We start from the raw sequence: 26,366 nt of genomic DNA on the forward strand, positions 1-26,366 counted from the left end.
ACTTGGCCCTCGAAGGAACCCTCGAGCGCATCGCGCACGAGACGCTGGACATTGAAACCCTGAAGACACGCAACAGCGACAGCCTCGACTTCCATGACGTGGCCGTGTGGCGCCTGAAAGAGGCCCTCAACGCGGCCTACCAAGCCGGCCTGAGCGCCGCCAGCAGCCCTCGCAGCAAGTAGCACCTCCCCTCACCACTCACGCCCCGCTCAGCGGGGCAGCCGCCGGGCCGCCCACCTGAATGGCAAACGTGTACCCACGGCCCGGAAAGGAAAACACCACCATGCCCCGCAATGCCGCACCGAAGACGAAGAAGCTGGAGTCCATGAACCTGACGGAGCTGCGTACCCGGTACCGAGAAGTCGTGGGCGAGGAGACGCGCACTCCCAACAAGAAGTACCTCATCCGCCGCATCGAAGAGTCCCTCGCCGCGAAGAAGCAGCGAAGCCCCTCCCGCCGGGCGAAGGCCGCCGCCCCCAGCGCGCCTCCGGCGCCCGCCGAACCGGCCGCCACGCCGGCCGCAGGCACGAAGGCTGTCGCTCAGCGCGGAAAGTTCGCTGGCATGTCGCTGGAGGAACTGCAGGCGAAGTTCCGCGAAGTCGTGGGCCCGGTGGACAGCACCAGCATCCCCTACCTCAAGTGGAAGATTTCTGGGGTGGAGTCCGGGCGACTCAAGGTGGGCCCGCGTCCCGAGCGCAAGCTGAAGGTGCGCGAGGATGGCAAGTGCGTCATCCCTCTCTCCTTCGACGAGGAGGCACTCAAGGCCTTGGACAAGGCCTGGCGCGACGCGGGCCTGCCGAGCCGGACTCGCTTCTTCCGGCAGGCGGCGCACCGGGAACTCACGGCCATGGGCGCCACCGAGGCCGCCGCGCACTTCGCCCCGAAGGCTGAGGCTGAGGAGTAAGGCCCGCCATGGTGACAAAGGAACAAGCCATCGACACCCTCGTGTCGGTGGCGCTTCGCAAGGCGCTCGCGGGGGCTCGTGTGGAGGTGAAGCTGGCCCTTCACAGCAGCGGCTGCGAGTTACAGCCGGAAGTCGAAGTCGCCTTCCCGCAGGGCACCTCCTCACGTCAGCGCAATGCGGCCCTCCTCCTTGCCGCAAAGGAGAAACGGCGCACTGCCCGGAACAGAAGCACTGGCTCATTGAATCGGAGGTGACAGAAAGGGGATGCGCAGCATCCTCCTAATCATTAAACACAAACCACCGAACCAGCGCCCGACAAACACCATCAAAACACCTGACACATGCCAGTATCGCCCCATAAATCCAAGCGACGGCACGGACTAAACAATGCCGCGACGCCACCCTCGCCGTCCTCCTTCATCGAGGCAACAATCTCCCCCTCCCGGGGCGAGCCTGCGGGAGTTCCAGAACGGTAACGGCCCCTGCGGTACGCGCTTGGCTCAGCAAGGACCTCGACAGCGGCAAGACCTGAAGAGCCAGCATTGCGTCGACGGTAGCCTGCTCGCTCCTTCTGCCACTCGAGCACGAACAGGAAAGCACCGAGTCAACCGAGATGTGCCCGACACCACTCTTGAAACAGGGTTGCTCCAGGCTCCACGAAACCGTCTTCCCCCGCGGACACCAGCCCACCGAATAGCCCCGCCGCAACTTCGTGAGGGTGGTCCATCGCCAGAGCAGGAAGAGATTCTGGCGACTCATCCGTCGCCTTCGCCTCCTTCGTGGAGCGAAAGACTGGCAGGCCCCTCCCATCCGTCCGAACGCGTGCGATGTCCCCCTCCAGCTCCACTTCGATGAGGGAAAACGACAACGGAAGCATAGATGGCGGGAAGAGGGAGTCGAGAAGCCCGGTCAACCAGTTGGGCTGGTGTCGCCCGGCAAGGATAGGGACGGTAAGAGTCCACCCCCCATCCTCCCGAGAGGGGGCAACCCAGGAGTCGAGAGCATCGGGATTCGGAAGGTGCTTGAAGTCGAACCAGGAGCGAGCGTCTCCCCATTCGACGGTGCGCACCCGACGACACCCCCAACCATCCTCATACAGGCGATGGAACGACTCCGGGGAGAGCCGCTGGAGGACATGAATTTTCTCATGGGCAACGAGCGATAGAGCTGCGGCCAAGCCCTCCGGATGGCTGGCGACGTCCTGGAATCGCCTGAGCAGGGCTGCGGGGAGAAAGATGCATGTGCCACGAGTAAACGCGCACGTGTCCGCCGAAGCGCCGGGGGCGAGCTTCGCGAATATCCATGGGGAAGCGATTACTCGTGGGAACTCGGTGCCAAGGGAAGCAGCCAATCGTTCAACGAGAACGGACAAAAAGCTCTGCTCATCCGCGGCGAATTCCTCGACGGAAACAGAGAGAGCCTCACGCCTGCCCTCGGAGGAGGCTCCACTCCACCCATCCGCAGCCGGACCAAACATTGCGCGCGCGGCCCTCGGCGAGAGTGCACTAACAAACGCTTCCCTCGAGTCATCCACAAGTACTGAGTGGGCCTCGGCAGCAGGCAAGAAGCTTACCCTGGGGGATTGCGCCTGGCGGCTCTTCGACGGGCGGCTACGCACGGCACGCACCATACCTCAGGGATAGTCTTCCGGCATCAGCCCGACGCGCTCTTCGTGGAGTTGGCGCACATCGACAGCGGCGGGGAGGGCATCCTCCCCGCCTTCTGGAGGCTGGTGCGCCGGTTCGCCCAGGCAAGGAGCGTTGGCCGCATCGAGTGGGTTGTCCACGCAGTACGGTGCGCTCGCCCCAACCTCAAGCTCCGACGAGTCCTCGAAAGGCGCGGCTTCGTCGTCCGGACGCTGCCCGGCACCGGCGAGGCCTACCACCTCGTCGACATGCTCCCCGGCCGCAGCCCCCCCCCTGACTCACAGGCCCAGCGGTAGGCCTCCACACGCCTCGAGTTCCTCTACCAACGCAAGGGCCGCGTGGGCGCCCAACTCCGCCAGCACCACCGCCTCCGCGTCGCCATACTCCTTCTTCGCCTGAGCCAGCAGCATCCGAGACTCTGGACTGCCGTCCCTCATCGCGCGCGCAAGCTGCAGCCCCATCTCCGCCCGTCCCAGTCGCTCCGAGAGCGCCCGCTGCTTCTCCATGTCCATGAGAGGCCCACGGAGCAGGGGCCGTGCCAGTAGCCCCCCCGCCGCCCTCATCTCATTGGAGGTTGCGACGTTCGTTGCCAGAGGCTGAACTACCTCCCGTCATGGGCACGGCCAACGAGGTCCAACACTTTCTCCGCACGGGCGACCACGACGCACACTGTCGAGCCTGGCCCGGCGACCGCATTGAGCGAGAGCGACGCGCGCATGAAGAGCTTCGCCAGGCGCTCATCGAGGAGGTGCAACGGAGAACGGCGACGGGCCCCGTCGAAGAGCGCCTCCAGGGAGTCGACACCGTCGCGCTCACCCGGCGGAAGGTGGAGCCCATGGTGCGCGGCCTCTTCCCCACCTCGGAACAGGGCGCGGTCCTCTCCCTGCTGGAGAAGTCCGTCGTCTTCCTCACGCCGGCCAACATCAGCCGCGTCCTGCGGGAGTCCTCCTGGTTGAGCACGGCCTGGGACATGGCCAACCTCTACCATCCCGTGGACCATCGTCCGTCCGCCCGCGTTCGAGGGCGAGTACCACCACCCGCCCGCGCTGCTGGGCGTGCTCGCGAAGCTACGCCCGTTGCGAGGACTGCGCCCATCCACCTGGACCAGCTGGCGGCGGTGCTGCTGCGCGTGGCGGAGAAGCGAGCACCGCTGGGCGCGGTGCTCGAGGGGGACAGCCTCTGGGAGGAGGTCGCGGCGACGGGGAGGTGAGCGCTCCGTCACCGCGAGAGGGACTGGCGCCTGGACTGCCGCCTAGGCGAAGGTCCTACCACTGTCTGTCTTTGAAGAACCGGTCGAGCAGCTCGAACCGCTTCGGCATCATGGCGCGCAGCTCCGCCTCGTACGGCGTTCCGCGGACCTGGTCGTAGAGCTTCACGGCCTCGCTGAAGTCCTCCTGCATCGCCTTCTCCAGGCCCTCTGACTTCAGCTTCCTCTGGGGGTAGCGGGATGGACTCACGCCGTCGGTCTCCATCGCCTGGGTCCAGGCATCCCAATCCGACGTCTTCGGCCAGGCCTGCTTGGAGACAGTGTGCGCCAGCTCGTGGACCAGGGTGCCGTCGATGTGGTTCTGGAGCTGCTTCGGGTCCTCCGGTAGGCCCCAGATAGGATGAATCGTGACGACGCCCTTGTCGTCGGCGGCCATGAAGGCCTTGCGATTCTGGTCCGGATTCGTCGTGTCCAGCTTGTGCGCTGTGCCCTTGATGTGGACCTTCTTCAGGGACTCACGCGCCCAGGCGGGCAGGGCGGCGATCGCGTTCGCGACACTCTCGACATCGAGCTGACGCCTGCCCTCGGGCAGGGGCTCGGGGGGCGGCCACATCGTCACCCGGACCGACTTCCCGTCGACGACCACCTCATACTGCGTCGGGAAGCCGGGCTTGGGCTCGAAGACCTCGTGGAGGTTTTCGACGGCCACGTCGCGACGCCGCGCATCGTACGGCGTTTCCGTCGTGGGAACGTGGTCGGGCGCACCTGGCACCTGCTGCCTCATGTCCGGCAGGTAGTTGCGCAGGTAGTTGGCCTGGTCCTCCGGCTCGACCTCCGCAGAGCGGAAGACGTTGTCGACGTTCCGGAACAGCTCCTGGCGGATCGGCTGCGAGAGCTGCGGGTTCGTGCCTCCGACGAGTTGGAGCAGGCGTTCCTGCTCGCGCGGCTCCAGCTGGGAGAACGCCTCGCTCTCGAGCACGGTGCTCAGTTGCCGGCGGTCCTCCGGACGGGTCAGGTTGTTCCAGGCCGTGTCCACGGCCTGCTGGACCGCGGGGTCACCCATTCGAGGCGGCGTCCGGTCATCCCGCTCCGCGACGATGCCGTTGCCCCGGGCAAGCGAGTCCACCTGCGCCGTGTGCTCACCCAGCTGGCTCTCCACGCTCGCGATGCGCCGCTCCAGCTCCGCGCGCTGCAGCGCCGTCGCGGGCGTGGCGCTGTTCGTCGCGCCCTGGATGCCCTGCGCGAGCTGTGCCTGCGTGGCCTCCAGATCCTTCAGGATGCTGGAGAGCTTTCGCACCTCCAGCCGTGACTCGAAGCCCTGGGTGCCGTAGCCGGGCATGCCGGTGATGGCCTGCTTCACCTTGTCGATGAGCTGGCGCACCTTGCCCACTGCGCCCTCGTAGCGCAGGAGGATGCGCGCCGTCTCCATGTGCGCCTGGATATCCTCCTTCGTCGCGGCCGGGCCCGCCTCGATGTGGACTTTCCCGTCGTCGTAGCGCACATGCGTGGTGCGTCCAGGAAGTTCGGGGTTCCTCACGACTGGCACGGGCCGATGCCCAGAGGTGGGACTCTTTTCGTCCTGCCCCTCCTTGGAGGAAGGACCAATCTCGGCACCGCCCCCCGGCGTGCCTGGCTTCTTGGACGCCCCCGGATGTGAGGGCCCCCCATCCAGGGGTGGCACGGGCATGAACTGCCCAGTCGCGGGATTCACCCGGTATTGGGTCGGCGGCTCCCGGTTCGGTATCGTGTCACCGGGTGACCGAGCGAGCGGCTCCGTTCGATTTGTCGATGCGGGCTGCCCATTTCGTTCCGCCGAAGTCTTTCCAGGCGACTTCGAGGACGGCCCCGCTCCACCCGTCGCTTCGTTTCCTGTCGAGCGGTTGGTCCCGCCCGTCGCGCCATGACCTCCGGACGCCCCGTCGCTGTCCCCACGCCTCTTTCCGCTGCCAAGACTGACGGTAGTGCTTCCATTCCCACCACCTCCCCCCTCCGCCGTCACGTCGCGGTGCCGCGCGTTGAGTTCGAAGTCCACGACCACGAGCTTCGCTCCCAACCCGGCTTCGCGGTCCTTGAAAGTCCCCTGAGTGACCTTCGCTTCCTTCTTCAGGTCGTCGAAGGCGTTCTCGAACTTGCCGGCCTTCAACTTGTCCGTCACGGACTGCACGTCCTTGTCGGACAGCCCAGCCACCTCTGCCGTGAAGTAATGGCCCTCGTTGCCTTTATCCACGGAGCCTTCCACGGTGATGCTCGTCTCCGAAGGCCCCGCGAGCGCGTCGCTCTTGGCGCCCGTCAGGAACGACAGCACGTCCGTGCCATCCAGCTTGCTCGCATCCAGTGGAGTCTTCGTTTCGATGCTCACCGAGCCGCTGACCTCTCCGCCCACGTTGAGGTCCGCCTTGCCCTTGAGCCCCGTGGCGACACCCGCTGCGCCCGAGCCCTCGAACTCCACCGTCTTCACCAGGTGCGTCGGTTTGCCCTTGTCGAACTCCACCCGCAGCCCACCCGTCGCCCCCAAGCTGGCGGACAGGTCGACATTTCCCGAACCAACCTTGAAGTTGACGCCTCCCTCCACCTCACCATTGACGTTCACCTCCACCGCGGACAAGTGGTCCTTGAGGAACTTCGCGTCCTCGCTCCCCGGAATCATCGCCGAGGGCCCCTTCGCCAGGATGAAGGCCGCCTTTGCTGCCTCCTCGGGCGTGTCGAGCTTCCACTCCATACGACCCCCGGCCCCCACCGACGCCGAGCCCAACACACCCACGCCCACGTCCGCCGTCACCTCCGCCGACAGCTGGTACTTGCCATCCTCCGTCCGCTCGATGGCGGCATCACCAGAGATTCCTCCCTTTAGCCCCATCTTGACGTCCAGGTTTCCGCTCAGCGACACCGAGTCCCCGGCACTGTTGAGCTTCTTGATTTCGTCCGTCAGCGCCTCTTCCAGCGGCGCTGTCGCGAAGTCGAAGGCGGCGTCCGCGACGTCGTCGGCCGTGTCCGCCAGGGCCTTCAGTTCATCGGTGGCGAACTCCGTCGCATCCTCGTACCAGGGGAGTTGGCGTTCCTTGTCGAGTTGTCGGGGCTCCTGGCCCGGCACCACCTTGCCGTCCGCGCCCACGTCGAAGCCGACATGGTCAAACCGCCAGCGGTTGTCACTGGCTTCGTGGAGGCTCTTCACCTCGGTGGGCTGATGACGCATCCGACGCTGCCCGTTCGCATCCACCGTGCCCGAGGACTGGGACACCGTCTGCGTTCGGCTGGCATGGCCCTCTCCGAATCGAGAACCATCCGGGTCATAACCCGTCACAGTGGTGCGCTGGTTCACAACACCAGGCGTCTTGGAGGAGATGGCCGGCAACGCATCCGTGGCTTCGGCGCTCGCTGGCCCACGCGTCACCTCCTGCTGGCTGCGCACTACCTGGACACCGTTGCCATTCTTGTCCGACTTCAGCGCCTGCGTGGTCACTGACTCCGTCTTCTGTGTGGAGGCGGCGGGCTCGCCCTTGGCGTTGAAGCGGATCTCGTCGGTGATGGTGAGGCTCGACTCGCCAGGCTTGAGGGAAGTGGGAGCGTTGTTCGTCCTGTAGTGGTCCTCCCCCTTGGAAGCATTTTGGAGCGCGGAGCCCTGCCCCGCCTCGAAGGCGCTCACCTCTCCCGCCCTGAAGCCCGGCGTCTGCACCTGCGTCGTCTTCACCTGCTGCGTCGGCAGGCCCTGGGCATTGAACTGCGTCTCCGTCTTCACCGTCGCCGGCCCCTGCGGCACACCCTTTTGACTCGCGAGCGCCGCCGGGGGCCTCTCCATTCGCGCCTCTTCGGTGCGCGACAGTGGCCTCGGCGGAGAGCGCGTGGTGTCGTACGTCATCGTGGACGTCGTTGTGGTGGTTCCGGTTTCCGCCTGCTTCTCCGTCTGGCTCTTGCGCGACTCCAGTCCCGTGGACTGCCCCTTCGCATCCGAGGACCTGGTCCATGTCGTCTCGCGTGTGCCGCCTGACTTCGTCGACTCCTTCGACGTCACCGTGGACGTGTAGCTGCCATCCGGCTTGATGGTGACGCTGCTACCGCTCGCGGCGTCGGACAACAGCGTCTCGCCCGTAGTGGCGTTCTTTCTCACCTGGTACGTCGTACCTGAGGACCGGTCGAGGTACGTCCCCCTCTCGCCCACCATCCGGGTGGCGGCCTTCGCGTCCTGTGCGTCCACCGCATCGAGGTGCGGTGGAGGTGACTCGCCTCGCTCAGGCTTCCGCGCAATGTCCCGCGGCGGAGAGGGCGTCATGCTCAGCAGCTTCTCCAGTTCTGCTTTTCGACTCGTACCCTCGAAGGCCGAGCTGAGCTCGTTCTTCGTCGGCTTGACCTTGTCGATATCCTTCTGGCTGTAGGGTGGCGCCTTTGATTCCTCGACGGCCAACGCGTTCGCCTTGCGCATGGCCGCTTCCGCCCCCTTCGCGGAAACGGCTGCCGTCTCCTCGGCCTCCTGCAGCTTCTTGTCGGCAACCGTTGAACGCTCGGTGGCCGCTTCGAGGTTTTTCGCCGCGGTGTTGGAGTCCTCTTTGGACCTCTTCGCCTCCGCGGGGGTCTGCCCTGGATTCTGCGAGGTCTTGCGCGCTTCGGTGGCAATCGTGGCTGCGGTGTCCTTCTTTTGACGGGCGGTTTTCGCATCCGCCTTGGCCTGCGCCAGGTCGGCCCTGGCCTTCGTCACCGTCTTGCGATTAGCCTCGGCGGCGAGCCGCGCCACCTCCGCCTTCGATTGGACCACCTCCTCATTGCGCTTCTTCTCGACAGGGGTTTCTTTTGCAGGTCCAGGACCACTCGCGGATGCGACAGTACCCATTGAAGCTCCCCCTCTTTCTTAGACATCACAGTTCACCACCCAGACAAACAACCACCAACGACATCAATGAAACACACCAAACAAATGGACAACCCCGAGGTGCTGCCCATCCTCAAGGGAGGGACTTGGCCACGCCCTTGGCTGTCTTTTTCTAAACACGACAACTCGCACTGCAACGAGGCAGGAATGCACCCACGCACCACTCACGACTCGTTGAGCGCCTCTCTCACGGATTAGGAATCCAGCAAGACGCAATTCCGATCCATGTGCGACTCAACGAATGGCCGCCCGTCCATTCGTGATGAAAGAGGGAATGGCCTAATCTGCATCCCAAGATTTTCCTGAGGGGGCCTTATGGGCGAACGAACACCCACATCCGCCGTGCCTGGCGCACCCGAACGCCTCACGGAATCCGTACCCAACCGGTCATGTCCACAAGAAGCGACGCTGACCGACTTTCTCGCGGGGTTGCTCTCCGAGGAGCACCGGACCCACGTCCTGTCACACGTGGAGAGATGTGTTGACTGTCAGTGGGTCCTGGCGGCGGGGGATGGCGCTGGGAGCCCGGCCATCGCTTCGACTGCGCTCGAGCAGACGCCTTCCCAACCCCTGCTCCTTCCCGGCGCAAGGGTTTCCCGCTACGTGGTGCAGGAGCGCCTCGGCTCCGGAGCCATGGGCGTCGTGCACGCCGCGGATGATCCGGACCTCGGCCGCCGGGTAGCCCTCAAGGTGCTGCGCCCCGAGGGGCACCAACGCAAGGAACTGCAGGTGCGACTGCTGCGCGAGGCACAGGCGCTGGCCCGACTTTCCCACCCGAATGTCGTCACGCTCTACGACGTTGGGACCTTTGGCGACGGTGTCTTCCTGGCCATGGCATTGGTGGAGGGCACCACCCTGGCCGAGTGGATGAAGGAGCCGCGTCCCTGGAAGGAGGTGCTCCGAGTCTTCCTCGACGCTGGCAAGGGCCTGGCCGCCGCGCACGCCGCAGGGTTGGTGCATCGCGACTTCAAGCCCGCCAACGTCCTCCTCGGGAAGGACGGGCGCGTCTTCGTGACGGACTTTGGCATCGCCAGGCTCCTCCACCAGGAGGAGGACCCATCGCCCCAGGAGCATGCCGCCCCCCCTGTCACCCCCATGGGCCAGCTCACCCGGACGGGCCAGCTTCTGGGCACGCCCGCCTACATCGCGCCGGAGCTGGTGCGGGGCCAGCGCGCGGATGACCGCTCCGACGAGTTCAGCTTCTGCGTGGCGCTCCATGAGGCCCTCTTTGGCGCGCGTCCCTTCCAAGGCGAGACCCTGAAGGAACTGGTCCAGGCAGCGCAGCACGGGCGACTGAGCCCGCCGAAGCGCGAAGTGACGGTCCCGACCCGGGTTCGACGCGCGGTCCTCCGGGGGCTCAGCGCCAAGCCCGAGGAGCGCTTCCCCTCCATGCAGTCCCTGCTGGCGGCCCTCGCTCCACCGCCGCACCGCAGACTCGTGCCGCTTCTCGTCACGACGGCCGTGGCCGGAATGATGGGAATCCTCGCGGCCCATGGGACAACGGCGCAGCGGCGCGAGGCCAGCTGTGAGCAGGAAGCGGAGAAAGTCGCGGTGGCCTGGAGTCCCGTGCGGCGAGAACGGGTCCGCACAGCCTTCCTCGCCACGGGCGTGGCCTCTGCCGCCCAAGCCTGGGAGAAGTTCGCGGCGGTGCTGGATGCCCACACCGCTCAATGGCGGGCGCTTCGCACGGAAGCCTGCCGGGCCGCGTCAGGCGACACCCCGGACCAGGCCAGGCAGTTCGCCGCGTGCCTCGATGCGCGGCTCTCGCAAATAGCCGCGGTCACGGAGGTGCTGGAAAAGGCCGACGCGCAGACTGTGCAGAACGCCCGCCAACTGACGCTATCTCTCGAGGGCCTCGTCGGATGCCGGGACACGCCGGGGCTCTCCAGCCGACCCCAGCCCCCCGACGACCTCCGCGCCCAGGTGGATGCGGCACGGCACAAGCTGGCGCTGGCCCACGCCCACCTCGTGTCGCACCAGTTCAAGGAGGGCCTCGCGATGACGTCGGCCCTCCTCGAAGAGCTGAAGGGGCTCGGCTACAAGCCCCTGGAGGCAGAGGTGCTCCTGGCTCACGGGGTGTTCCTCCTGAGCCACGACAAACCAAAGGAAGCAGAGACGTTCGTCTACCAGGCCCTGTGGGCCGCCGAGGCCGCGCGTGACGACGAGACGGTGGCACGGGCCTGGCTGGAACTCATGCGGGTGATAGGCGAAGAGCAGTCCCGCCCCGACGAAGCGGAGAAACTCGTCCGGCACGCCCAGGCCGCCGTCGAGCGACTGGGGCGGGAGCGCTTTCCAGACATCACGACGGACCTGCACACGCGCCTGGCTTCGCTGCGAGAAATGCAAGGCCATCTCGCCGAGGCGGAGCAGGAGGCGCTCCAGGGACTGGAGTTCTCGCGCAGGAGGAATGGCCCGGACAGCCTCCGTACGCCCAACCTCCTCCACCAGATGGGACGCATCCGCTTCGACCAGGGCCGCTATGCGGAGTCGCTGAAGGTCCACCGCGAGGCATTGGAGCTGCGCAAGCGCGTGCTGGGCGCCGACAACCCGGCCCTCGTGACTTCCTACAACCGCGTCGCCACGGCGTCGCTGGAGACGGGCCGGCGCGCCGAAGCCGTCAGCGCCTGGCGCAAGGCCCTTGCCCTCCAGGAGGCGTCCTCCACCCTGGAGACGACCCCCATGGGGACGGTGCTGCTGAACCTGGCCGGGGTCTCGCGCGTCGACGGCCGACTGGAGGACGCGCGGGCCCAGGTCGAGCGGGCGCGAGCCATCTTCGAGCGGGCCCGGGGCCCCAACCACCTCACTGTCGTCTACGCGCTCTCGGAGCAGGCGTTCATCGCCAGTGATGCGGGCGAGGACGACGAGGCGCTGGCCTTCGCCACCGAGGCCCTGGAGCGCATCCAGCGCTCACTGGGCTCGGACACTCCGCGCGGCGCCCTACCGTTGACCGTCCGGGGGCAAGTGCACCTGAAGGCGGGGCGCTACCCCGAGGCCAGGCGCGACCTGCTGGATGCGCTGAAGCGGCTGGAGAAGGAACATGGCCAGGCCGGAGGGACGACGGTGCCCGTGCTGCTGTCCCTTGCCGAGCTGTCCCTGGCGACCCACAACCGAAAGGAGGCGCTCGCCTACTGCGAGCGTGCGCGAAAGGGCACAGCGGCGGCCGATGGCGATGAGTCCGACGACGGTGCCAGCGCCCTGTCCTGTGCTGGGGAGGCACATCTGGCGCTGGGCGCCATAGCGGAGGCCGTCCCCCTGCTCGAGCGCGCCCGGCGCATCCAGACCCGATGGGGTGAGGCCAAGGACCCGAAGGTCGCGGGCAAGACCGCGTTCCTGTTGGCCAGGGCGCTCCTGGAAAAACGCTCCGCCCCGGACCGGGCGCGGGCGCTCGCGATGGCCGAGGAGGCCCGGACGCGGCTGGAGTCCGTGGGCGTCCGCGGCCGGTCGGAGCTCCAAACAGTGCTGGCCTGGCAGCGGCGTGAGGCGAAGCGATGAGCGAGCACCCAAAAACAGGCGCCCTGACAGCGCTGCTGCGGGCGCACCTGCCACGGCAGCAGCGCGCGGAGTTGGAAGCCGTGGCGGGGCTCGAAGCCCTGCTGTACCAACACGTCGAAGCAGCCCGAACCCGATGGCCCACACTGCCACTCCCAGACGCAACCTTCATGCGACATCTCGCCCAACATCTGCCCCCGGCGAAGGCCTCGGAGGTGATACGCATCCTCCAGGGTGCGGACCTGTACCTCGCGTGCGCCTGCTCCACCGAGGAGCCCTCGGCCCTCCGGGCTTTCGAGCAACACATCCTCCGGCACATCCCCGCCCGGCTCGGGCGCCTGTCTCCGAACATGGTGGAGGAAGTGCTGCAGGTGCTGCGCGAGCGGCTGCTGGTGGCCAGCGGGAACACGCCTCCGAGGATTGCGAGCTATGGAGGTCGAGGACCGCTGCTCTCCTGGGTGGGCATCGTCGCCGCGCGCATCGCCGGGGAACTGGTGGACCGGGACGAGCGACTTCAGCTCGTCGCTGAGCCTCCCGCGGAACTCGCGCGACTGCTGGCCCCAAGCGACCCCGAGTATGCCCTGCTGCGCGAAGACGCACGCCAGCTCCTCGCCGAGTCGCTCCGAAAAGCCATCGCAGAGCTCCCCGAACAGGAGCGGACCCTGTTGCGCTTGCACCACTTCCACGGGTTCACGATGGACCGGCTGGCGCTCATGTATGGCGGTTCGCGCTCCGGCGTCGCGAGGAGGGTCGCAGATGTTCGCAAGCTGTTGCTCGAGCGCGTACGCATGGAACTCGCGCCCCGGTTGAAGCAAGATCAGCTCGCGCTGGAGAGCATCCTCGGACTGCTCAGCAGCCGACTGGATATCAGCCTCCAGGGCTTGCTGGACTGAAGCCACTGGAGCCCCCTCCTCCGTCGGGTTCCCGCCAGCCGATATCTCTGAGGTATTGACGCTCTGCCCATGCCAGGCGACGCCGTCGCCATCCGTGCCGACGTCGTAGAAGCCGCCCCCTGTGGCGCGAGCAATGGGCCACCGCATCCACGGTCTGCCAACGCCTACTCCCAAGTTTTTTTGGGACGCCGATTGCATTCCTCCCTCTTTCTTCTCGATTGCAGGGACAGCCACGCATCGCCCGCGCAGGACGTACCGCACCTCGAGCCCGTTTCGTGTCCTCACCTCCAATCACATGCATTTCGTCTGCATCACCCCTGACGAGGGTCCTACCCTATCAAGAGGAGATATCCCATGGGCTCAGTGACAGCGGTTGGTCGTTCTGGAGCGGCAAAAGTGGACCCTGCGGAGGCACAACGCCGCGCCGAGGAGGCCCGCCAGAAGGCGGAGGCAGCGCGGCTCGCAGCTGAGGCCAAGCGCAAGGCGGCGGAGGCGGCGCGGGACAACCTCACGCAGGCCAAGCGCGAGGCGGATTCCGCGCGACGAAAGAAGGCCGCGGCGGAGAAGACTGTCACCGACGCACGCAAAGCCGCAGAGAGGCCCGGACAGACACCCGCGGAGGCCAAGAAGTCGAAGGAAGCCCTCGCCGCTGCGGAGAAGAAGCTCAAGGAGGCCACCGAGGCTTCCAGGATGGCGGCCCAGCAACTCCAGGACGCGGAGGAGAAGGCAGCCCTCGCTGCGAAGAGCGCCGAGAAGGCTATGCGCAAGGCGAACGATTTGGCCGTCGAGGAGTCCAAGACGCCGCCCTACAGCCAGAGGGACATCGATAAGGTCAAGCCGACGAAGAACGAGCTCGACTCGGCCTTCGAGGGCACGAGCCGGAAGGCGGAGCTCGAGAAGCTGCTGGGGTTGACTCCCCCGCCGCAGGAAGTCATCCAGACGGCCGGGAGCGGCGAAGCGCCTGGGGCCCCCTTCACCGCGACGAGCATGAATGGCATGCAGGATTGCCCTCCAGCGCGCTTCGATCAACCATTCATGCCCTCGCCCGCCGATACCTTGTTCCCTGAGGCGCAGTCTCCCAACCCTGGAGCGGTGCCTCCCATCACGGTCCCCGACAACTCGGTCCCCCCTCAGCCGGAGAGCAGTCCCTCGCTCTCGTGACATCGCAACGACAGGCGAATCCAAGCGTCATTCGCGTGAGGGCATGATGTCTTCTTTCAGTGACATCAAGGGCAAATCCATCGTGTCGAGCGTCCTATCGCGGAGTCGCGCCTGTGTCTGGGGCCTCCTCCTCGGGCTCTGCATCCTCCCTGGAGGAGCCCGAGGCGCAGTCTCCCCCGACATGCGGCGTTACCTGGTGTCCATCCACCAACTCATCGAAGACCTCGCGTACGAGCGAGCACTGGAGCAGGTTGCCCGAGGCAAGAAGGTGTCCAAGGGGCCCGAGGATGATGTGGCGATATCGCTCTACGAGGGCATCCTCGTGGCGGAGCTAAGCGCTGGGAGGCTGGACGAATCCAATGCTGCCTTCAAAGCAGCCCTCTTTCTAGCCCCCGACGCCCAACTCCCGTTAAGTGTCTCCCCTAAGTTGAAGCGGCGATTCGAAGCCGTGCGCGAGGAGGTTCTGGGCGAGTTGGCCTTGCGAGGGGAAGACCGGGGACCTCTGAAAACAGATGCGCCGACGCGGCTCCAACGGCAGCCAGCGCCACGAGGGCCGCTCCCCGAAGCGGCCTCGAGACTCTCTGAGTCTTCGTCCTCGCCCGTGTCAGAAGTGCCACCCTCCTCCCCAACCTTGCGAGAGCGAGCAATCATCCCTGCCGTGGCGGGAGGCGCACTCGTCGTCACAGCAGGCGTCTTCTGGAAATTGGCGGAGGGAAAGAAGTCAAAGCTGGTGCACAAGCCTCCGGAGCTCCGCACTGAGGCTGACGCCAGAAACCTGGCCCAAAGCGCGCGCGGGATGCAGACGGTCTCCGTGGGACTGCTTGTAGGCGGATTGGTGGGGCTGGGAGCCGCCATGGGAATGTATTTGCAGGGAGCACCTGATGCGCAGGTGCCCGTTCAAGTCGGGCTGGACGGAACGTCAGTGTCGATTTCGGGGAAGCTGCCATGAGACCCCTTCATTTCTCGACAGCGCTTGGCCTGCTCGTGATTGGCGCTCATGTCGCTGCATGCCTCGACGTCGATGACGCAGTCCTCCAGTTCTGCATCAAAAGCCCGGGTGCCTGCCGGGATGGAGGAGAGGCTGCAGCCTCTGACGGAGATGGCGTCCTGGATGGAGATGGCGGTGAAGATGTGCCGGATGGCGGATACACTGGGGATGATGGAGCCACTGACGACGACGGCGGGTCAGATGCTGGCCCGGATGGGGGACCACCAGACAGTGGGCGCGAACCCCCAGGGTGGAAACTCGTGCCTTCGATGCAGATGCGCCGCACAGGGCATACGGCCACGGACCTGAAGAACGGACAGGTGCTCGTCATCGGAGGGTGCACCACAAGTATCAGCCAAGGATGTAGCCCCACGAACACGGCGGAACTCTACACCGTCTCGTCCAATAGATGGAGTCCTGCCAAGAGCCTCAAGACGGCACGTACGGGACATACGGCAACCCTGCTGAACGATGGAAGAGTCTTGGTGGTCGGTGGACGGGGATTTACGGACGAAGCACTGGCTACCGCTGAAGTCTACGACGTCGATACCAACACTTGGACGGACGCCCTCTCCATCCCCAATGGCGCGCGGGCCTGGCATGCAGCTATTCTGTTGGCGTCGGGCAAGGTGCTGGTCGCAGGTGGTGGAACATCCGACTCCACGGGACTCAATACGACCGCGCTCTTCGACCCGAACAACGACACTTGGACGGACGCCGGCAACATGGGTTTCAAGCGGAATGTCCTGACCCTCACCTTGCTCAACGGGGACAAGGTGGTCGCAATCGGTGGCTACAGTGAAACGGGCGCGGAGCGATCCGCCGAGGTCTACGACTCAAGCCAAGTGCATGCAGGCTGGCAACGCATCGAAGAGCGGATGAGCAATGGCCGCAACGGCCATACAGCCACGCGTCTACCCTCAGGGAAAATCTTGGTTGCCGGCTCATTGCTGGGGTCACCTGGAACGGTCCTCCGCGACGTGGACCTCTTCGACCCTGGGAACTGGTCGTGGTCCCCGCAGCAAGACCTGAGAGAAGCCCGCTTCGCACACTCGGCCACCCTCTTGCCCTCGGGTGAGGTCCTTGTGGTCGGTGGAAACTCTCTCTCAAATGGAGCGCCGCGCGCATCTGCGGAGATCTTCCGTCAGAACGGCACATGGGAACTGCTCTCCCCGATGTCCTGCGCGCGTGCCTCTCACACCGCGACGTGGCTAGATTCAGGAAGCGTGCTCATCATCGGAGGCACTGCGAGCAACGGCGAAATACTCAATACCGTTGAGCGATTTGTCCCTTGAGAGACAGCCCCCCAATCCGGTCGCTGCCCCGGACGTATGTCAAGACGAATGCACGGGCGTGCACGAAGCCAGCGAGTTCCTGTGGCGGCCCTGACGCGGACCAGACCAGCCACATGGCTCTCGACGGCGTTTATGGTCCCAGCGTGAACCGCCCCACTGGACGCCCGCCGCTTCTGTCCTTCCCCGCGAGGGAAATCCTAGAGAAAGAAGGCTGCGCAACCGCTTCAGTCTCCCCGAGATAATCCGGGCCTTGTCAGGAACGATAATCACCCGCCGTAGAGTCTTCCTGAAAGGAGCGGCGACCATGACGACGTTGACGATGCGGACGAACCCGATGAAGCGCAGCTATCGCAACAGCCTCTGGCCCCAGTTCGACGCCGCCTCCTGCTCCCTTGTGAGCTTCGCGTCGAAGTCCCTCGTGGGATTTGACCGCCATGGCGGCCCTCCGCCCGTACCCTGCTGAAGCTCGCGCTCCGTCATCGAAGCGCCAAGCCAAGTAGAGGCCGGGCTCCCAATCAGGGACCCGGCCTCTCGGCTTTCCGGGCTCCAGCGTCCTCATGCCACGCCCGCGTGGCCCGCCACGCACAGCCTCACCGTATCGCGGGGCATCACCCGAGGCCGGACACGCGTTCGTGCACCAGTCATCCCGGTTCGGGTCCCCCGGCAGCCTCAAGGTCTCTGACAACTGAATCGTCGTGGTGAATGAATGCCGCCCGCGTGCATCCGGGGCGGCAAGCAATCTACCTCCGTAGCTCATTGGAAGAGCATCCGCCTCTTAAGCGGACGGCGAGGGTTCGAATCCCTCCGGAGGCACTCATACCGGGGTCGTCTAACTAGCAAGGATGGCGGACTCTGACTCCGCAGGTGCAGGTGCAAAGCCTGCCTCCGGTTCTCTCCATGCTGTCCCCCTGGTGGGGATGGCTCCCTGCCGAAGTTCGCAGCACCAATCGGCCCCCGATAGAAGGACAACCGCAGGCTCCAGTCTCAAACCCCTGAATATCACTCGTCTTTTTACCACTCAGAGAGTTCGAGTTCTCTAGAGAAGATCAGAGAACGAGTTCGCACAGAGTTTCATTCGGGAAGCTTCACATCTGCCGACCTGGCGTAGGTGGTCCGCGCGCCCGTCTGAAGAGCGGGAGGACTCGGTTCGATTCCGAGGGTCGGCACTCGCAGCACTGCTTCACCTTCATAGGCCGCGCTCCGGGAGCAGCCTGGACTCCAAATCCGAGCGGGCGGGGTTCAACTCCTCGGCGGCCTGTTTCGTTTCGCCCCTGTAGCTCAACTGGTAGCAGCACCGGTTTCGTAAACCGGGGGTCGTCGGTTCGAACCCGACCGGGGGCACTGTTTCACGCGAGTCATCATGGGTCCGTAGCTCAATGGGAGAGCACTCGGTTTGCACCCGAGCGGTCCGGGTTCGAGTCCCGGCGGTTCCACTTCTCGCCCCTGTAGCTCAGTGGATGAGAGCGCACGGTTCCGAACCGTGAGGCCGCAGGTTCAATCCCTGCCAGGGGCACACTGTTTCTCTTCACGCTCCCGTAGCTCAGCGGAACCAGAGCACGCGCGTCCTAAGCGCAAGGTCGCAGGTTCGAATCCTGCCGGGGGCTTCACAAGCTTTCACCTCTTTCTGCGGTGTGGGGTCGGTGCCCCACTGGGCCTCATAAGCCCGGCCTCCAGGGTTCGACTCCCTGCTCCGCAACTCGTCTTTCGCACGCCGAGCCAGCTGGAGACGGCGACGGTCCCACACACCGTTCCCGCCGGGTTCGATTCCCGGGGCGTGCACTGTGTCCTCGAAGTCTTGCCGGTGTAGCCCAATGGGTAGAGGTGCCAGGTCGAGAACCTGGAGGTTGCGGGTTCGACTCCCGCCGCCGGCACTGTTCGTCGTCGTCGTGTCGTCGCAGGTCAGCAGGAGCTCCCGAAGTCCGTCCGCGTAGCCCAAACGGGAGAGGCCGCCGGCTCAAACCCGGCCCAGTGCGAGTTCGAGTCTCGCCGCGGATACAAACGAAAGGCGTTGCGTCATGGAGACGCTGGTTCTCAGTCAGTCCTTCGAGCCCGTCGCGCGGATTCCCTGGCAGCGCGCCGTCATGCTCATCTTCCAGGGCAAGGTCGAGGTGGTCGAGGAGTACGAGGACCGCTTCGTGCGCTCGGTGACGGTGGAGATTCGCATGCCGTCCGTCATCCGGTTCTTCCGCGGCCTGCGCAAGGGGCCCAAGGGCGTGAAGTTCAGCCGGGAGAACGTCTACGTGCGAGACCACTGCCGCTGCCAGTACTGCGGCCTGAAGGTGTCGCGCGCGGAGGCCACGTATGACCACGTGGTGCCTCGCGCCCAGGGCGGCCGCACCACCTGGGACAACGTCGTCATCGCCTGCGTGCCCTGCAACCAGAAGAAGGGCAACCGGACGCCGGAGCACGCGAAGATGGCGCTGCGCTGCGCCCCGGTGAAGCCCAAGAAGCTGCCGGACACCCTGCACCTGTCGTTCGTCTTCGACAAGGGCATGCCCATGTCGTGGGCCAAGTTCCTCAGGGACGTGGCGTACTGGCATGGCGAGCTGGAGTCCTGAGCTCCCTCCGAGTGGAGGAGGTCCGCCAGAGGCGGGCCTCCGTCCCCTTCGTCCCCGCCCACACGGGTGACGGGGGATGAGGAGGTCCGCCAGAGGTGGACCTCCCGCCCGGAGGAAGCTCCCCGCGCGCCGGCAGGCGGGAGCGCCGCTGCCGGCACATTTCCTGGAAGACCGACGCCAGAGGCTGGCGGCCCGTTTCGAAAACGGTGCGGGTGCATGACGCGCTCGGGGTTCGAGTCCCCTGTCTTCCGCTGTGTCTTGGAGCATGCAGGCCGGGTGGCCGGCCGCCCGGCTGGAAATCGGGAGGGCCCTTCGGGGCCCGTGGTTCGACTCCACCCTGCTCCGGTCTGTCTCTTTGGAAGTTGGACTGGCGATGGCGCCAGGCCCCGCTGCTACCGGGTGCGAGCCGGCCTTCCGGCTTGGGGTTCGAGTCCTCCGACTTCCGCTGCCACACCCGCCCACCCTGGGTCCGGGCCCGGCTCGCACAGGCGGGCCTGTTGCCGACCCAGGCCGGGATTGCGCGCTCACCTCGACGGTTCAGCGGTTAGAGTGCGTGCTCCGGCGAGGGGGCGGTTGACGAGACATGGCGACGAGGAAGAGCGAGGACCAGGAGCGACTCATCGACCGGGACCTGACCGCGTTGGCCCGCGAGGGCCGGCTGCCGGCCGCCCATGGCGTGGACGCCGCGGTGACGGAGGTCCTCGGGTTGCTGACGCGCGGTGGCAAGCATCCCCTGCTGGCCGGAGACCCCGGCGTGGGCAAGAGCGCGCTCGTGCAGGAGGTGGCCCGGCGCATCGCCGAGGGCCGCGTGGACGCGGAGCTGGCGCAGGCCCGGCTGGTGGAGGTGTCCATCGCCAACATCCTCGCGCGCTCCACCCAACGACAGGCGGCGGAGAGCTTCGAGGAGCTGCTGGCCCGGCTCGCCCGGCAGGCCTGCCCCATCGTCTACATCCGTGATTTGCCCGTGGCGCTGGGCGGCCCCCTGGCCCCCGTCGCCGTGCGCGCGCTGCGCACCAGCGGCATGCGGTTCATCTTCGAGACCGAGCCCAAGCGCGTCCAGGAGCTCCTGCGCTCCGACGAGGCGCTCGCCGAGCGGCTCCACCTGCTGCCCCTGCACGAGCCTCCGCTGGAGAAGGCGCGCTGGGTGCTGGGACGGGTGGCGGAGGAGCTCGAGCGCGAGCTGCGGCTGCCCATCGACCCGGCGGCGTGCGACCTGGCGCTGCGGCTGTCGTCCAAGTTCCTGCTCGCGCAGCGCATGCCGCGCAAGGCCATCGAGCTGCTCAAGGAGACGGCGGCGGAAGCGGCGGGCGCGGCCAAGGACCACGTGGGTCCCGAGGACGTGCTCACCCGCTTCTGCGCCGCCACGCGCCTGCCGCGCTTCGTGGTGGACGACGCGATGCCGTTGGACCTGGAGGAGACCGAGCGCTTCTTCGGCGAGCGGCTCCTGGGCCAGACGGACGCGGTGGCGGCGGTGCTGCGCTCGGTGGCGCTGCTCAAGGCGGGGCTGAACGACCCGCGCCGGCCGCTGGGCGTGTTCCTGTTCGCGGGCCCCACGGGCGTGGGCAAGACGCAGCTGGCGAAGCTGCTGGCCGAGTACCTCTTCGGCTCGGCGGACAGACTGGTGCGCCTGAACATGGCGGACTACCCGAACGACGGCGACGAGAGCGTGCCCTTCGGCGCGTCCTGGGCACCGGCGCTGGAGACCCGGCGCGGCGAGCTGACGGCGCTGCTCGACGGCAAGGTGTTCTCCGTGCTGCTGCTGGACGAGTTCGAGAAGGCCGCGCGCAGCGTGCACGACCGCTACCTCCAGCTCTTCGACGAGGGCACGTTCGTCAACGGCGCGGGCGAGGTGGTGTCGTGCAACAACACGCTCATCGTCGCCACGTCCAACGTGGGCGCGGAGGTGTACCGCGAGCCCGCCATGGGCTTCGCGGGCACGCGGCGCGCGGAGGAGATGGTGACGGAGGTGGACCGGCGCATCGGCGAGTCCTTCCGTCCGGAGTTCCTCAACCGCTTCGACGCCATCTGTCACTTCCAGCCGCTGTCCAAGGTGGACATCCGCAAGATTGCCCAGCGCGAGGTGGGCCGCGTGCTGGAGCGCGAGGGCATCCGCGCGCGCTCGCTGGACGTGGAGGTGACGCCCGAGGTGGTCGACATCCTCGTCGAGCGCGGGTACTCGCCGCAGTTCGGCGCGCGCTACCTGCAGCGTGAAATCGAGAAGACGCTCACCGCGGCGCTCGCGGTGGAGATTGCGCGCAAGCCGCTGCCTCCGGGCACGCCCGTGCGCGTGGAGGCACGCGCGGGGGACCGGGTGGTGGCCGTGGCCGAGCCCGCCGCCCCGCCGCCGTCGCCCACCGCGCAGTTGCTGCTGCCCTCCGCGCGCGCGGCCCCGGTGAAGCGGCGGCTGGACCGCAAGTCGCTGCTGGTGGAGATGGACCGGCTGGTGGGCAAGGCGCGCGCGCTGGCGGCGTCCTCGGGGCGACCGGAGCTGGAGGAGCGCAGGACGGCCCTGCTCACGGAGACGCAGGCCCCCAACCTCTGGGACGACCCCACGCACGCGGCGGACGTCATCCGCGCCTTCCGGCTGGTGGAGGCCCACCTCAACGAGATGGAGCGGCTGGAGGCGGCGTGCTTGTTCGCCCGCCGGCTGGTGCGCGAGGCGAAGAACGAGGTGCAGCTGGGCTCCGCGGCGCGGCAGGTGGAGGAGGTCGCGCGCGAGGTGCAGATGGCCGAGGCGCTCCATGCCTCGGGCGCCTCGCAGCAGGACACCGAGGCGCTGGTGGACATCTGCGCGAGCGACTCGGCGGAGACGCAGGCGGTGTGGGTGCAGGAGCTGGCCACCATGTACCTGGGGTGGGCGCAGCGCCGGGGCTACGAGGCGGTGGCGGTGGCCGAGGCGGACGAGCCCTCGCGTGTCGTGGTGCGCATCGCCGGGCCGGGTGCATACGGGTTCCTGGCGGGAGAGGCGGGCATGCACCGACGCCTGGAGGACGAGAAGCGCCAGCGCGCGTATGTCCGCGTGCACCGGGGCGGCGCGCTCTCCGAGGAGGAATTGGAGCTCTTGGAGGTGCTGGGCCGTCCGGTGAAGAGCCACGAGGGCGCCTACCTCCAGCGCGTGCGCACCGAGGTGACGGTGAAGGACGAGTCCACCGGGCGCGTGCTCACGCTCACCGGCGCGGGGGAGCTGGAGGAGCTCAAGGACATCGCCGCGCGCGTGGTGGCGGGCCAGGGCGGCAGCACGGATGAGGCGCGCCGCTACTACCTGGGACGCAGCGCCCGGGTGGAGGACCCGCGCACCGGCGCCGGCACGCCCCGCGTGAAGGACGTGCTGCGAGGCGAGCTGGACGTGTTCATCGCCGCGTGGATTTCACGCGCCCCCACCGAGCCTCCGCTGGGGAGCTGAAGGCGGCGAGGGGACGGGCTCGACGGCCCCGTCCCCTCCGCCCTCACGCTAGTTCGTCACCGTCAGCGGGGTGGTGCGCGTGTTGTTGTCCTCGCGCAGCTCCTGCTGCGCCAGGAACGAGTCCACGTAGGCACCGAGGAACCGGGCCCCGGGCGCGCCCTGCGCATCCGGGGGCAGGCTCACCTGCAGGTTGGTCACCGACTGCGTGATGCAGGCTCCCGGGGCCAGGCTGGGGATGTTCGCGCCTCCCATGGGCACCTGGTCCAGCGGCGGCACGCCACCCGGGGGCACGGGCGCCTCCGGGGCGAGGCTCGTGTCCAACGAGACCACGAACGTCACCGTGCTCGAGGCGCTCGCCGTCGTCCCCTGGTTGCACACCCGAGCCGTCGCGGAGATGCGGCTGCCGGAGATGGCCGACACCGGCCCCGTCAGCGAGGACACGACGAGGTCCGGCCTCGCGCCGATACCGATGAGCCCGTGGACGAAGGTGTTGTTGTCCTCGCGCAACTCCTGCACCTGCGACGCGGCGTCGACGATGGCGCCCAGGTGGAAGACCCAGCCCTGCAGGCCCGGCGGCGCGGTCACCGACACGGTGGTGCTGCGCTGCAGGCACTGACTCACGGCCAGGGCGGGCACGTCCACGGTGCCGAGCGGCTGCTGTTCCTCCGAGGGCAGCGGCGACGCGGAGAGTTGGTCATCGACCGACATCAACAGGCGGACGCTCGACACGGGGCTGGGCATCGTCCCGTGGTTGCAGACCGTCACGGTGACAGGCAGGGACTGGCCATTCTGCGCGCTGGCCGGCGCGGTCATCGCGGTCACGACCAGGTCGGAGCGGCTGCCCACGCCGATGAGGCCGTGGAGGAAGACGTTGTTGTCCTCGCGCAGCTCCTGCACGGAGTTCGTCTCGTCGACGATGGCACCCAGGAAGTAGGCACCATCGCCCTGCGCGTCCGGCGGCAGCCAGGCGTTCGGTGTGAGCGAGCGGGAGAGGCACTGGCCGATGGCGAGCGCGGGGACATCCACGCTCCCGAGCATCACCTGGTCCATGGCGGGAGGCGCGGACGGCGCGGTGGCCGTCAGCACGGCGTCCGTCGACAGGTAGACGCGCGCGGTGGACGGAGGGCTCGACAGGGTGCCGCGATTGCAGACATTCACGGACAAGGCGAGCGGCAGGCTCACCCCCACGCTCCGGGGCGCGGTCATCGCGGTGATGACCAGGTCCGGGCGCTGGCCGACGCCCACGCGCTTCACGAAGCTGTTGTTGTCCTCGCGCAGCTCCTGCACGGACGACGGCTCATCCACGATGGCGCCCAGGAAGAACGCGCCATCCCCTTGCGAGTCCGGCGGGATGGAGGCCCACACCGGGTTGGAGCGCGTGGTGCACTGGCCCGCGCCGAGGGACGGCACGGAGACGGAGCCCACCGGGACCTGGTCCATGGGCGCGGGGCCGGGGCTCGACGACATGGGCGAGAGCACCGCGTCCGAGGACACGAAGAGCTGCGCCTGCGTCGAGTTGCTGGGGCGGGTGCCCTGGTTGCACACCGTCACCGTCACCGTGGTGGGCCCCGAGGTTGGCAGGCTCTCCGGCGAGCCCAGCGCCGTGACGACCAGGTCCGGCATGAGGCCCACGCCCACTTGCCCCTGGATGAAGGCGTTGTTGTCCTCGCGCAGCTCCGGCACGGAGGGCGGGTCGTCCACGATGGCGCCCAGGTAGTACGCCCCATCGCCCGTTCCAGCCGGCGGGATGACGGCGCCCGGCATCGCCCCTTCGTGCACCAGGCACGCGCCCGGGCTCAGCGAGGGCACGGAGATTTCACCCTGCGGCGTCTGGTCCAGCGGCATCGACGGGCCGGGCCACGGCGTCATCGGCGTCAGGGCCGTGTCCGTCGACAGGTAGACCTGCGCGCGAGCGGGGTTGCTCGGCTGGGTGCCCTGGTTGCACACCGTCACCGTCGCCTGGAAGGGCTGCCCCGAGGCGAGGCTCGGCGGCGCGGTCATCGCGGTGATGACCAGGTCCGGCCCGTTGCCCACGCCGACCAGCCCCTTCACGAAGGTGTTGTTGTCCTCGCGAAGCTCCAGCACCTGGTTCACGTCATCCACGACGGCGCCCACGTAGAAGGGGCCCGCGCCCGTCGCACCCGGCGGCACCATGGGCCAGCCCGTCAGCGAGCGCGTCGCGCACTGTCCCGGCACCAGCGAGGACACCTGGACGTCGCCCACCGGCGACTGGTTCGGCGGCATGGGCGCGGGGCCCGACGGCATGGGCGAGAGCGTCGGAGTCGTGGAGAGGTAGAGCTGCGCGCGCACCGGGTTGCTGGACTGCGTGCCCTGGTTGCACACCGTCACCGTCGCCTGGAAGGACTGGCTGAAGGACATCGAGGGCGGAGCCTGCACGTCCGTGACGACGAGGTCCGGGCGATACCCCAGCCCCACCAGGCCCTTCACGAAGGTGTTGTTGTCCTCGCGCAGCTCCAGCACCTCGCCCGCGTCATCCACGATGGCACCCAGATAGAGCGCGGTGGCCTCCGTGGGCATGGGCGGGAACGAGGGCCAGACACTCTCCTCGCGCGTCAGGCATTGGCCAGGCGCGAGCGACGGGAACGAGCCCATGCCCACCTGCACCTGGTCCGACGGCGGAGGCCCCGGAGGCGTCATCGGCGTCAGCACGTCATCGAGCGACAGGTACAGCCCGAGCCGCGCCCAGCCACTGGACTGCGTGCCCTGGTTGCACACCGTCACGCGGACGGGAGTGGACTGCCCGGGCGTGAAGCTCGCGGGAGACGACAGCTCCCGGACCACCAGGTCCGCGCGACTGCCCACCCCGATGACGGTGGTCGCGTGGGTGTTGTTGTCCTCGCGCAGCTCCGGCACGGAGGCCGGGTCGTCCACGATGGCGCCCAGCACATACCGCCCCTGGCCATTTCCCGACGGCGGCAGCCACGCGCCGACTTGCGAGAAGCGAGCGAGGCACTGCCCCGGCTCCAACCAGGGGAGCTGCAGCGAGCCCACCACGACCTGGTCCTGCGGAGGCGCGCCGGGCCCTGACGGCGTCAACACATCATTCACGGAGAGCAGGAAGCTCACCCGCGTGCTGGAGGAGGCCGTCGTGCCCTGGTTGCACACGCGGGCCTGGACCTCGAACATCTGCTGCGTCATCACGCTGGCGGGAGCGCGCAGCTCCGTGATGACCAGGTCCGGGAGATTGCCCACGCCGATGCGCTGGACCGCGCTGTTGTTGTCCTCCCGCAGCTCCTGGACGGAGGACGGGTCATCCACGATGGCCCCCACGTAGTAGGCGCCGTCCTGCTGGGCCAACGCAGGCAGCGAGGCGGTCAGCGAGACCTCACGCGATACACAGGCTCCTGGAGTGAGCGTCTGCGACAGGGAGAAGTCTCCCACGAGCAGCTGGTCCAGCGGCGGAGCCTGGGGGCCGCTGGGTGTCAGCACGTCATCCACGGACATGAAGAACCGGGTCTGCACGCCGCTGACCGGCGCGCTGCCCTGGTTGCACACCGTCACCGTGGCGTTGAAGCCCTGACCCCGACTCACACTCGCGGGGACCCCCAGCTCGCGGATGACGAGGTCCGGCCCCGTCTGGAGCGGACTGGATGCCGCCTCGACTCCGGGCTCCCGCGAGGCCCCTTCGCCTCCCGAACAGCCCGTGCCCACACCGATGAACAAACCCATGACCAGCCAACTCGTGGCGGTCACGCTCCACTCCGGCCTCTTCATGAAGTCTCCCGTTGAAGTCACATGTGGAGCACGGCGACGAGCCTCGACGCCGGCTCCAGGCACGCGCACTAAGGGTGTGGCCGCCCGAATGAAAGCCCTGATGAAACATGACCGTTTCATGAAGTCGGAAAGGACTCCCTCGACGACAAAACCTCACTTCTCGATACGTGTGACGGCGAGCGAGTCCCCAGCGCCCCCTGAGCGCGACGCGCATCCACGGGTCAAC

At 67.3% G+C, this 26,366-nt stretch carries 14 protein-coding genes and 10 tRNA genes; 21 read left to right on the forward strand and 3 right to left on the reverse strand.

Annotation, left to right across the window (positions count from 1 at the left end):
* Positions 1-2: 2 nt before the first annotated feature.
* From K8625_RS40470 to K8625_RS40480, 3 genes are all read left to right on the forward strand, one after another.
* Positions 3-182 (forward strand): hypothetical protein, encoded by a 180-nt coding sequence (locus K8625_RS40470; protein WP_223785710.1) that lies wholly within the window; start codon positions 3-5, stop codon positions 180-182.
* Positions 183-283: 101 nt separating this feature from the next.
* Positions 284-904, forward strand: a complete 621-nt coding sequence (locus K8625_RS40475) for a DUF2924 domain-containing protein (RefSeq protein WP_223785711.1) — start codon at positions 284-286, stop codon at positions 902-904.
* An 8-nt stretch (positions 905-912) separates the two neighbouring features.
* Positions 913-1,158, forward strand: a complete 246-nt coding sequence (locus K8625_RS40480) for a hypothetical protein (protein ID WP_223785712.1) — start codon at positions 913-915, stop codon at positions 1,156-1,158.
* Between the two features lie 1,670 nt (positions 1,159-2,828).
* Here the strand turns inward: K8625_RS40480 and K8625_RS40485 are convergent.
* Positions 2,829-3,062, reverse strand: a complete 234-nt coding sequence (locus K8625_RS40485) for a hypothetical protein (protein WP_223785713.1) — start codon at positions 3,060-3,062, stop codon at positions 2,829-2,831.
* A 236-nt stretch (positions 3,063-3,298) separates the two neighbouring features.
* Here K8625_RS40485 and K8625_RS40490 point away from each other — a divergent pair, with 236 nt between their 5' ends.
* Positions 3,299-3,760 (forward strand): hypothetical protein, encoded by a 462-nt coding sequence (locus K8625_RS40490; protein WP_223785714.1) that lies wholly within the window; start codon positions 3,299-3,301, stop codon positions 3,758-3,760.
* A 55-nt stretch (positions 3,761-3,815) separates the two neighbouring features.
* On the opposite strand, the gene K8625_RS40495 is transcribed toward K8625_RS40490, so the two are convergent.
* Positions 3,816-8,504 (reverse strand): hypothetical protein, encoded by a 4,689-nt coding sequence (locus K8625_RS40495; protein ID WP_223785715.1) that lies wholly within the window; start codon positions 8,502-8,504, stop codon positions 3,816-3,818.
* A gap of 456 nt (positions 8,505-8,960) precedes the next feature.
* Here K8625_RS40495 and K8625_RS40500 point away from each other — a divergent pair, with 456 nt between their 5' ends.
* From K8625_RS40500 to K8625_RS40580, 17 genes are all read left to right on the forward strand, one after another.
* The gene (locus K8625_RS40500; protein WP_223785716.1) at positions 8,961-12,110 is read left to right on the forward strand and encodes a serine/threonine-protein kinase; all 3,150 of its coding nucleotides are present in this window, start codon (positions 8,961-8,963) and stop codon (positions 12,108-12,110) included.
* 167 nt (positions 12,111-12,277) lie between these two features.
* The gene (locus tag K8625_RS40505) at positions 12,278-13,000 is read left to right on the forward strand and encodes a sigma factor-like helix-turn-helix DNA-binding protein (RefSeq protein WP_223785717.1); all 723 of its coding nucleotides are present in this window, start codon (positions 12,278-12,280) and stop codon (positions 12,998-13,000) included.
* A gap of 354 nt (positions 13,001-13,354) precedes the next feature.
* Complete coding sequence (locus tag K8625_RS40510; RefSeq protein WP_223785718.1) at positions 13,355-14,161, forward strand: hypothetical protein; 807 nt, start codon at positions 13,355-13,357, stop codon at positions 14,159-14,161.
* Positions 14,162-14,342: 181 nt separating this feature from the next.
* The gene (locus K8625_RS40515) at positions 14,343-15,110 is read left to right on the forward strand and encodes a hypothetical protein (RefSeq protein WP_223785719.1); all 768 of its coding nucleotides are present in this window, start codon (positions 14,343-14,345) and stop codon (positions 15,108-15,110) included.
* A gap of 308 nt (positions 15,111-15,418) precedes the next feature.
* Entirely contained in the window at positions 15,419-16,444 is a 1,026-nt protein-coding gene (locus K8625_RS40520) for a kelch repeat-containing protein (protein WP_223785720.1), read from the forward strand.
* A 743-nt stretch (positions 16,445-17,187) separates the two neighbouring features.
* Positions 17,188-17,257 (forward strand) — tRNA-Lys (locus tag K8625_RS40525).
* 5 nt (positions 17,258-17,262) lie between these two features.
* A tRNA-Gln gene (locus K8625_RS40530) sits at positions 17,263-17,335 on the forward strand.
* Between the two features lie 202 nt (positions 17,336-17,537).
* Positions 17,538-17,610: transfer RNA gene (locus tag K8625_RS40535), tRNA-Phe, on the forward strand.
* 101 nt (positions 17,611-17,711) lie between these two features.
* Positions 17,712-17,785: transfer RNA gene (locus K8625_RS40540), tRNA-Thr, on the forward strand.
* Positions 17,786-17,806: 21 nt separating this feature from the next.
* A tRNA-Ala gene (locus K8625_RS40545) sits at positions 17,807-17,877 on the forward strand.
* Between the two features lie 6 nt (positions 17,878-17,883).
* Positions 17,884-17,957: transfer RNA gene (locus K8625_RS40550), tRNA-Arg, on the forward strand.
* 16 nt (positions 17,958-17,973) lie between these two features.
* A tRNA-Arg gene (locus K8625_RS40555) sits at positions 17,974-18,048 on the forward strand.
* A 193-nt stretch (positions 18,049-18,241) separates the two neighbouring features.
* Positions 18,242-18,315, forward strand: a tRNA-Leu gene (locus tag K8625_RS40560).
* Positions 18,316-18,365: 50 nt separating this feature from the next.
* A tRNA-Leu gene (locus K8625_RS40565) sits at positions 18,366-18,439 on the forward strand.
* Positions 18,440-18,459: 20 nt separating this feature from the next.
* A complete protein-coding gene (locus K8625_RS40570) occupies positions 18,460-19,002 on the forward strand; it encodes an HNH endonuclease (RefSeq protein ID WP_074949914.1) in 543 nt (180 codons plus the stop codon).
* A gap of 260 nt (positions 19,003-19,262) precedes the next feature.
* Positions 19,263-19,347, forward strand: a tRNA-Ser gene (locus K8625_RS40575).
* Positions 19,348-19,585: 238 nt separating this feature from the next.
* On the forward strand, positions 19,586-22,405 hold the full coding sequence (locus K8625_RS40580) for an AAA family ATPase (protein ID WP_141332461.1): 2,820 nt from the start codon (positions 19,586-19,588) through the stop codon (positions 22,403-22,405).
* 48 nt (positions 22,406-22,453) lie between these two features.
* On the opposite strand, the gene K8625_RS40585 is transcribed toward K8625_RS40580, so the two are convergent.
* Complete coding sequence (locus K8625_RS40585) at positions 22,454-26,095, reverse strand: CARDB domain-containing protein (protein ID WP_223785721.1); 3,642 nt, start codon at positions 26,093-26,095, stop codon at positions 22,454-22,456.
* Positions 26,096-26,366: the final 271 nt, after the last annotated feature.

The sequence above is a fragment of the Myxococcus sp. AS-1-15 genome, assembly GCF_020037055.1.
GTDB classification, from domain to species: domain Bacteria; phylum Myxococcota; class Myxococcia; order Myxococcales; family Myxococcaceae; genus Myxococcus; species Myxococcus fulvus.

Coding starts and splice junctions, on each gene's coding strand:
- K8625_RS40585 (WP_223785721.1), bottom strand. CDS start 26,095: ATGGGTTTGTTCATCGGTGTGGGCACGGGCTGTTCGGGAGGCGAAGGG.
- K8625_RS40570 (WP_074949914.1), top strand. CDS start 18,460: ATGGAGACGCTGGTTCTCAGTCAGTCCTTCGAGCCCGTCGCGCGGATT.
- K8625_RS40580 (WP_141332461.1), top strand. CDS start 19,586: ATGGCGACGAGGAAGAGCGAGGACCAGGAGCGACTCATCGACCGGGAC.
- K8625_RS40480 (WP_223785712.1), top strand. CDS start 913: ATGGTGACAAAGGAACAAGCCATCGACACCCTCGTGTCGGTGGCGCTT.
- K8625_RS40510 (WP_223785718.1), top strand. CDS start 13,355: ATGGGCTCAGTGACAGCGGTTGGTCGTTCTGGAGCGGCAAAAGTGGAC.
- K8625_RS40505 (WP_223785717.1), top strand. CDS start 12,278: ATGCGACATCTCGCCCAACATCTGCCCCCGGCGAAGGCCTCGGAGGTG.
- K8625_RS40515 (WP_223785719.1), top strand. CDS start 14,343: ATGCGGCGTTACCTGGTGTCCATCCACCAACTCATCGAAGACCTCGCG.
- K8625_RS40520 (WP_223785720.1), top strand. CDS start 15,419: ATGCAGATGCGCCGCACAGGGCATACGGCCACGGACCTGAAGAACGGA.
- K8625_RS40485 (WP_223785713.1), bottom strand. CDS start 3,062: ATGGACATGGAGAAGCAGCGGGCGCTCTCGGAGCGACTGGGACGGGCG.
- K8625_RS40475 (WP_223785711.1), top strand. CDS start 284: ATGCCCCGCAATGCCGCACCGAAGACGAAGAAGCTGGAGTCCATGAAC.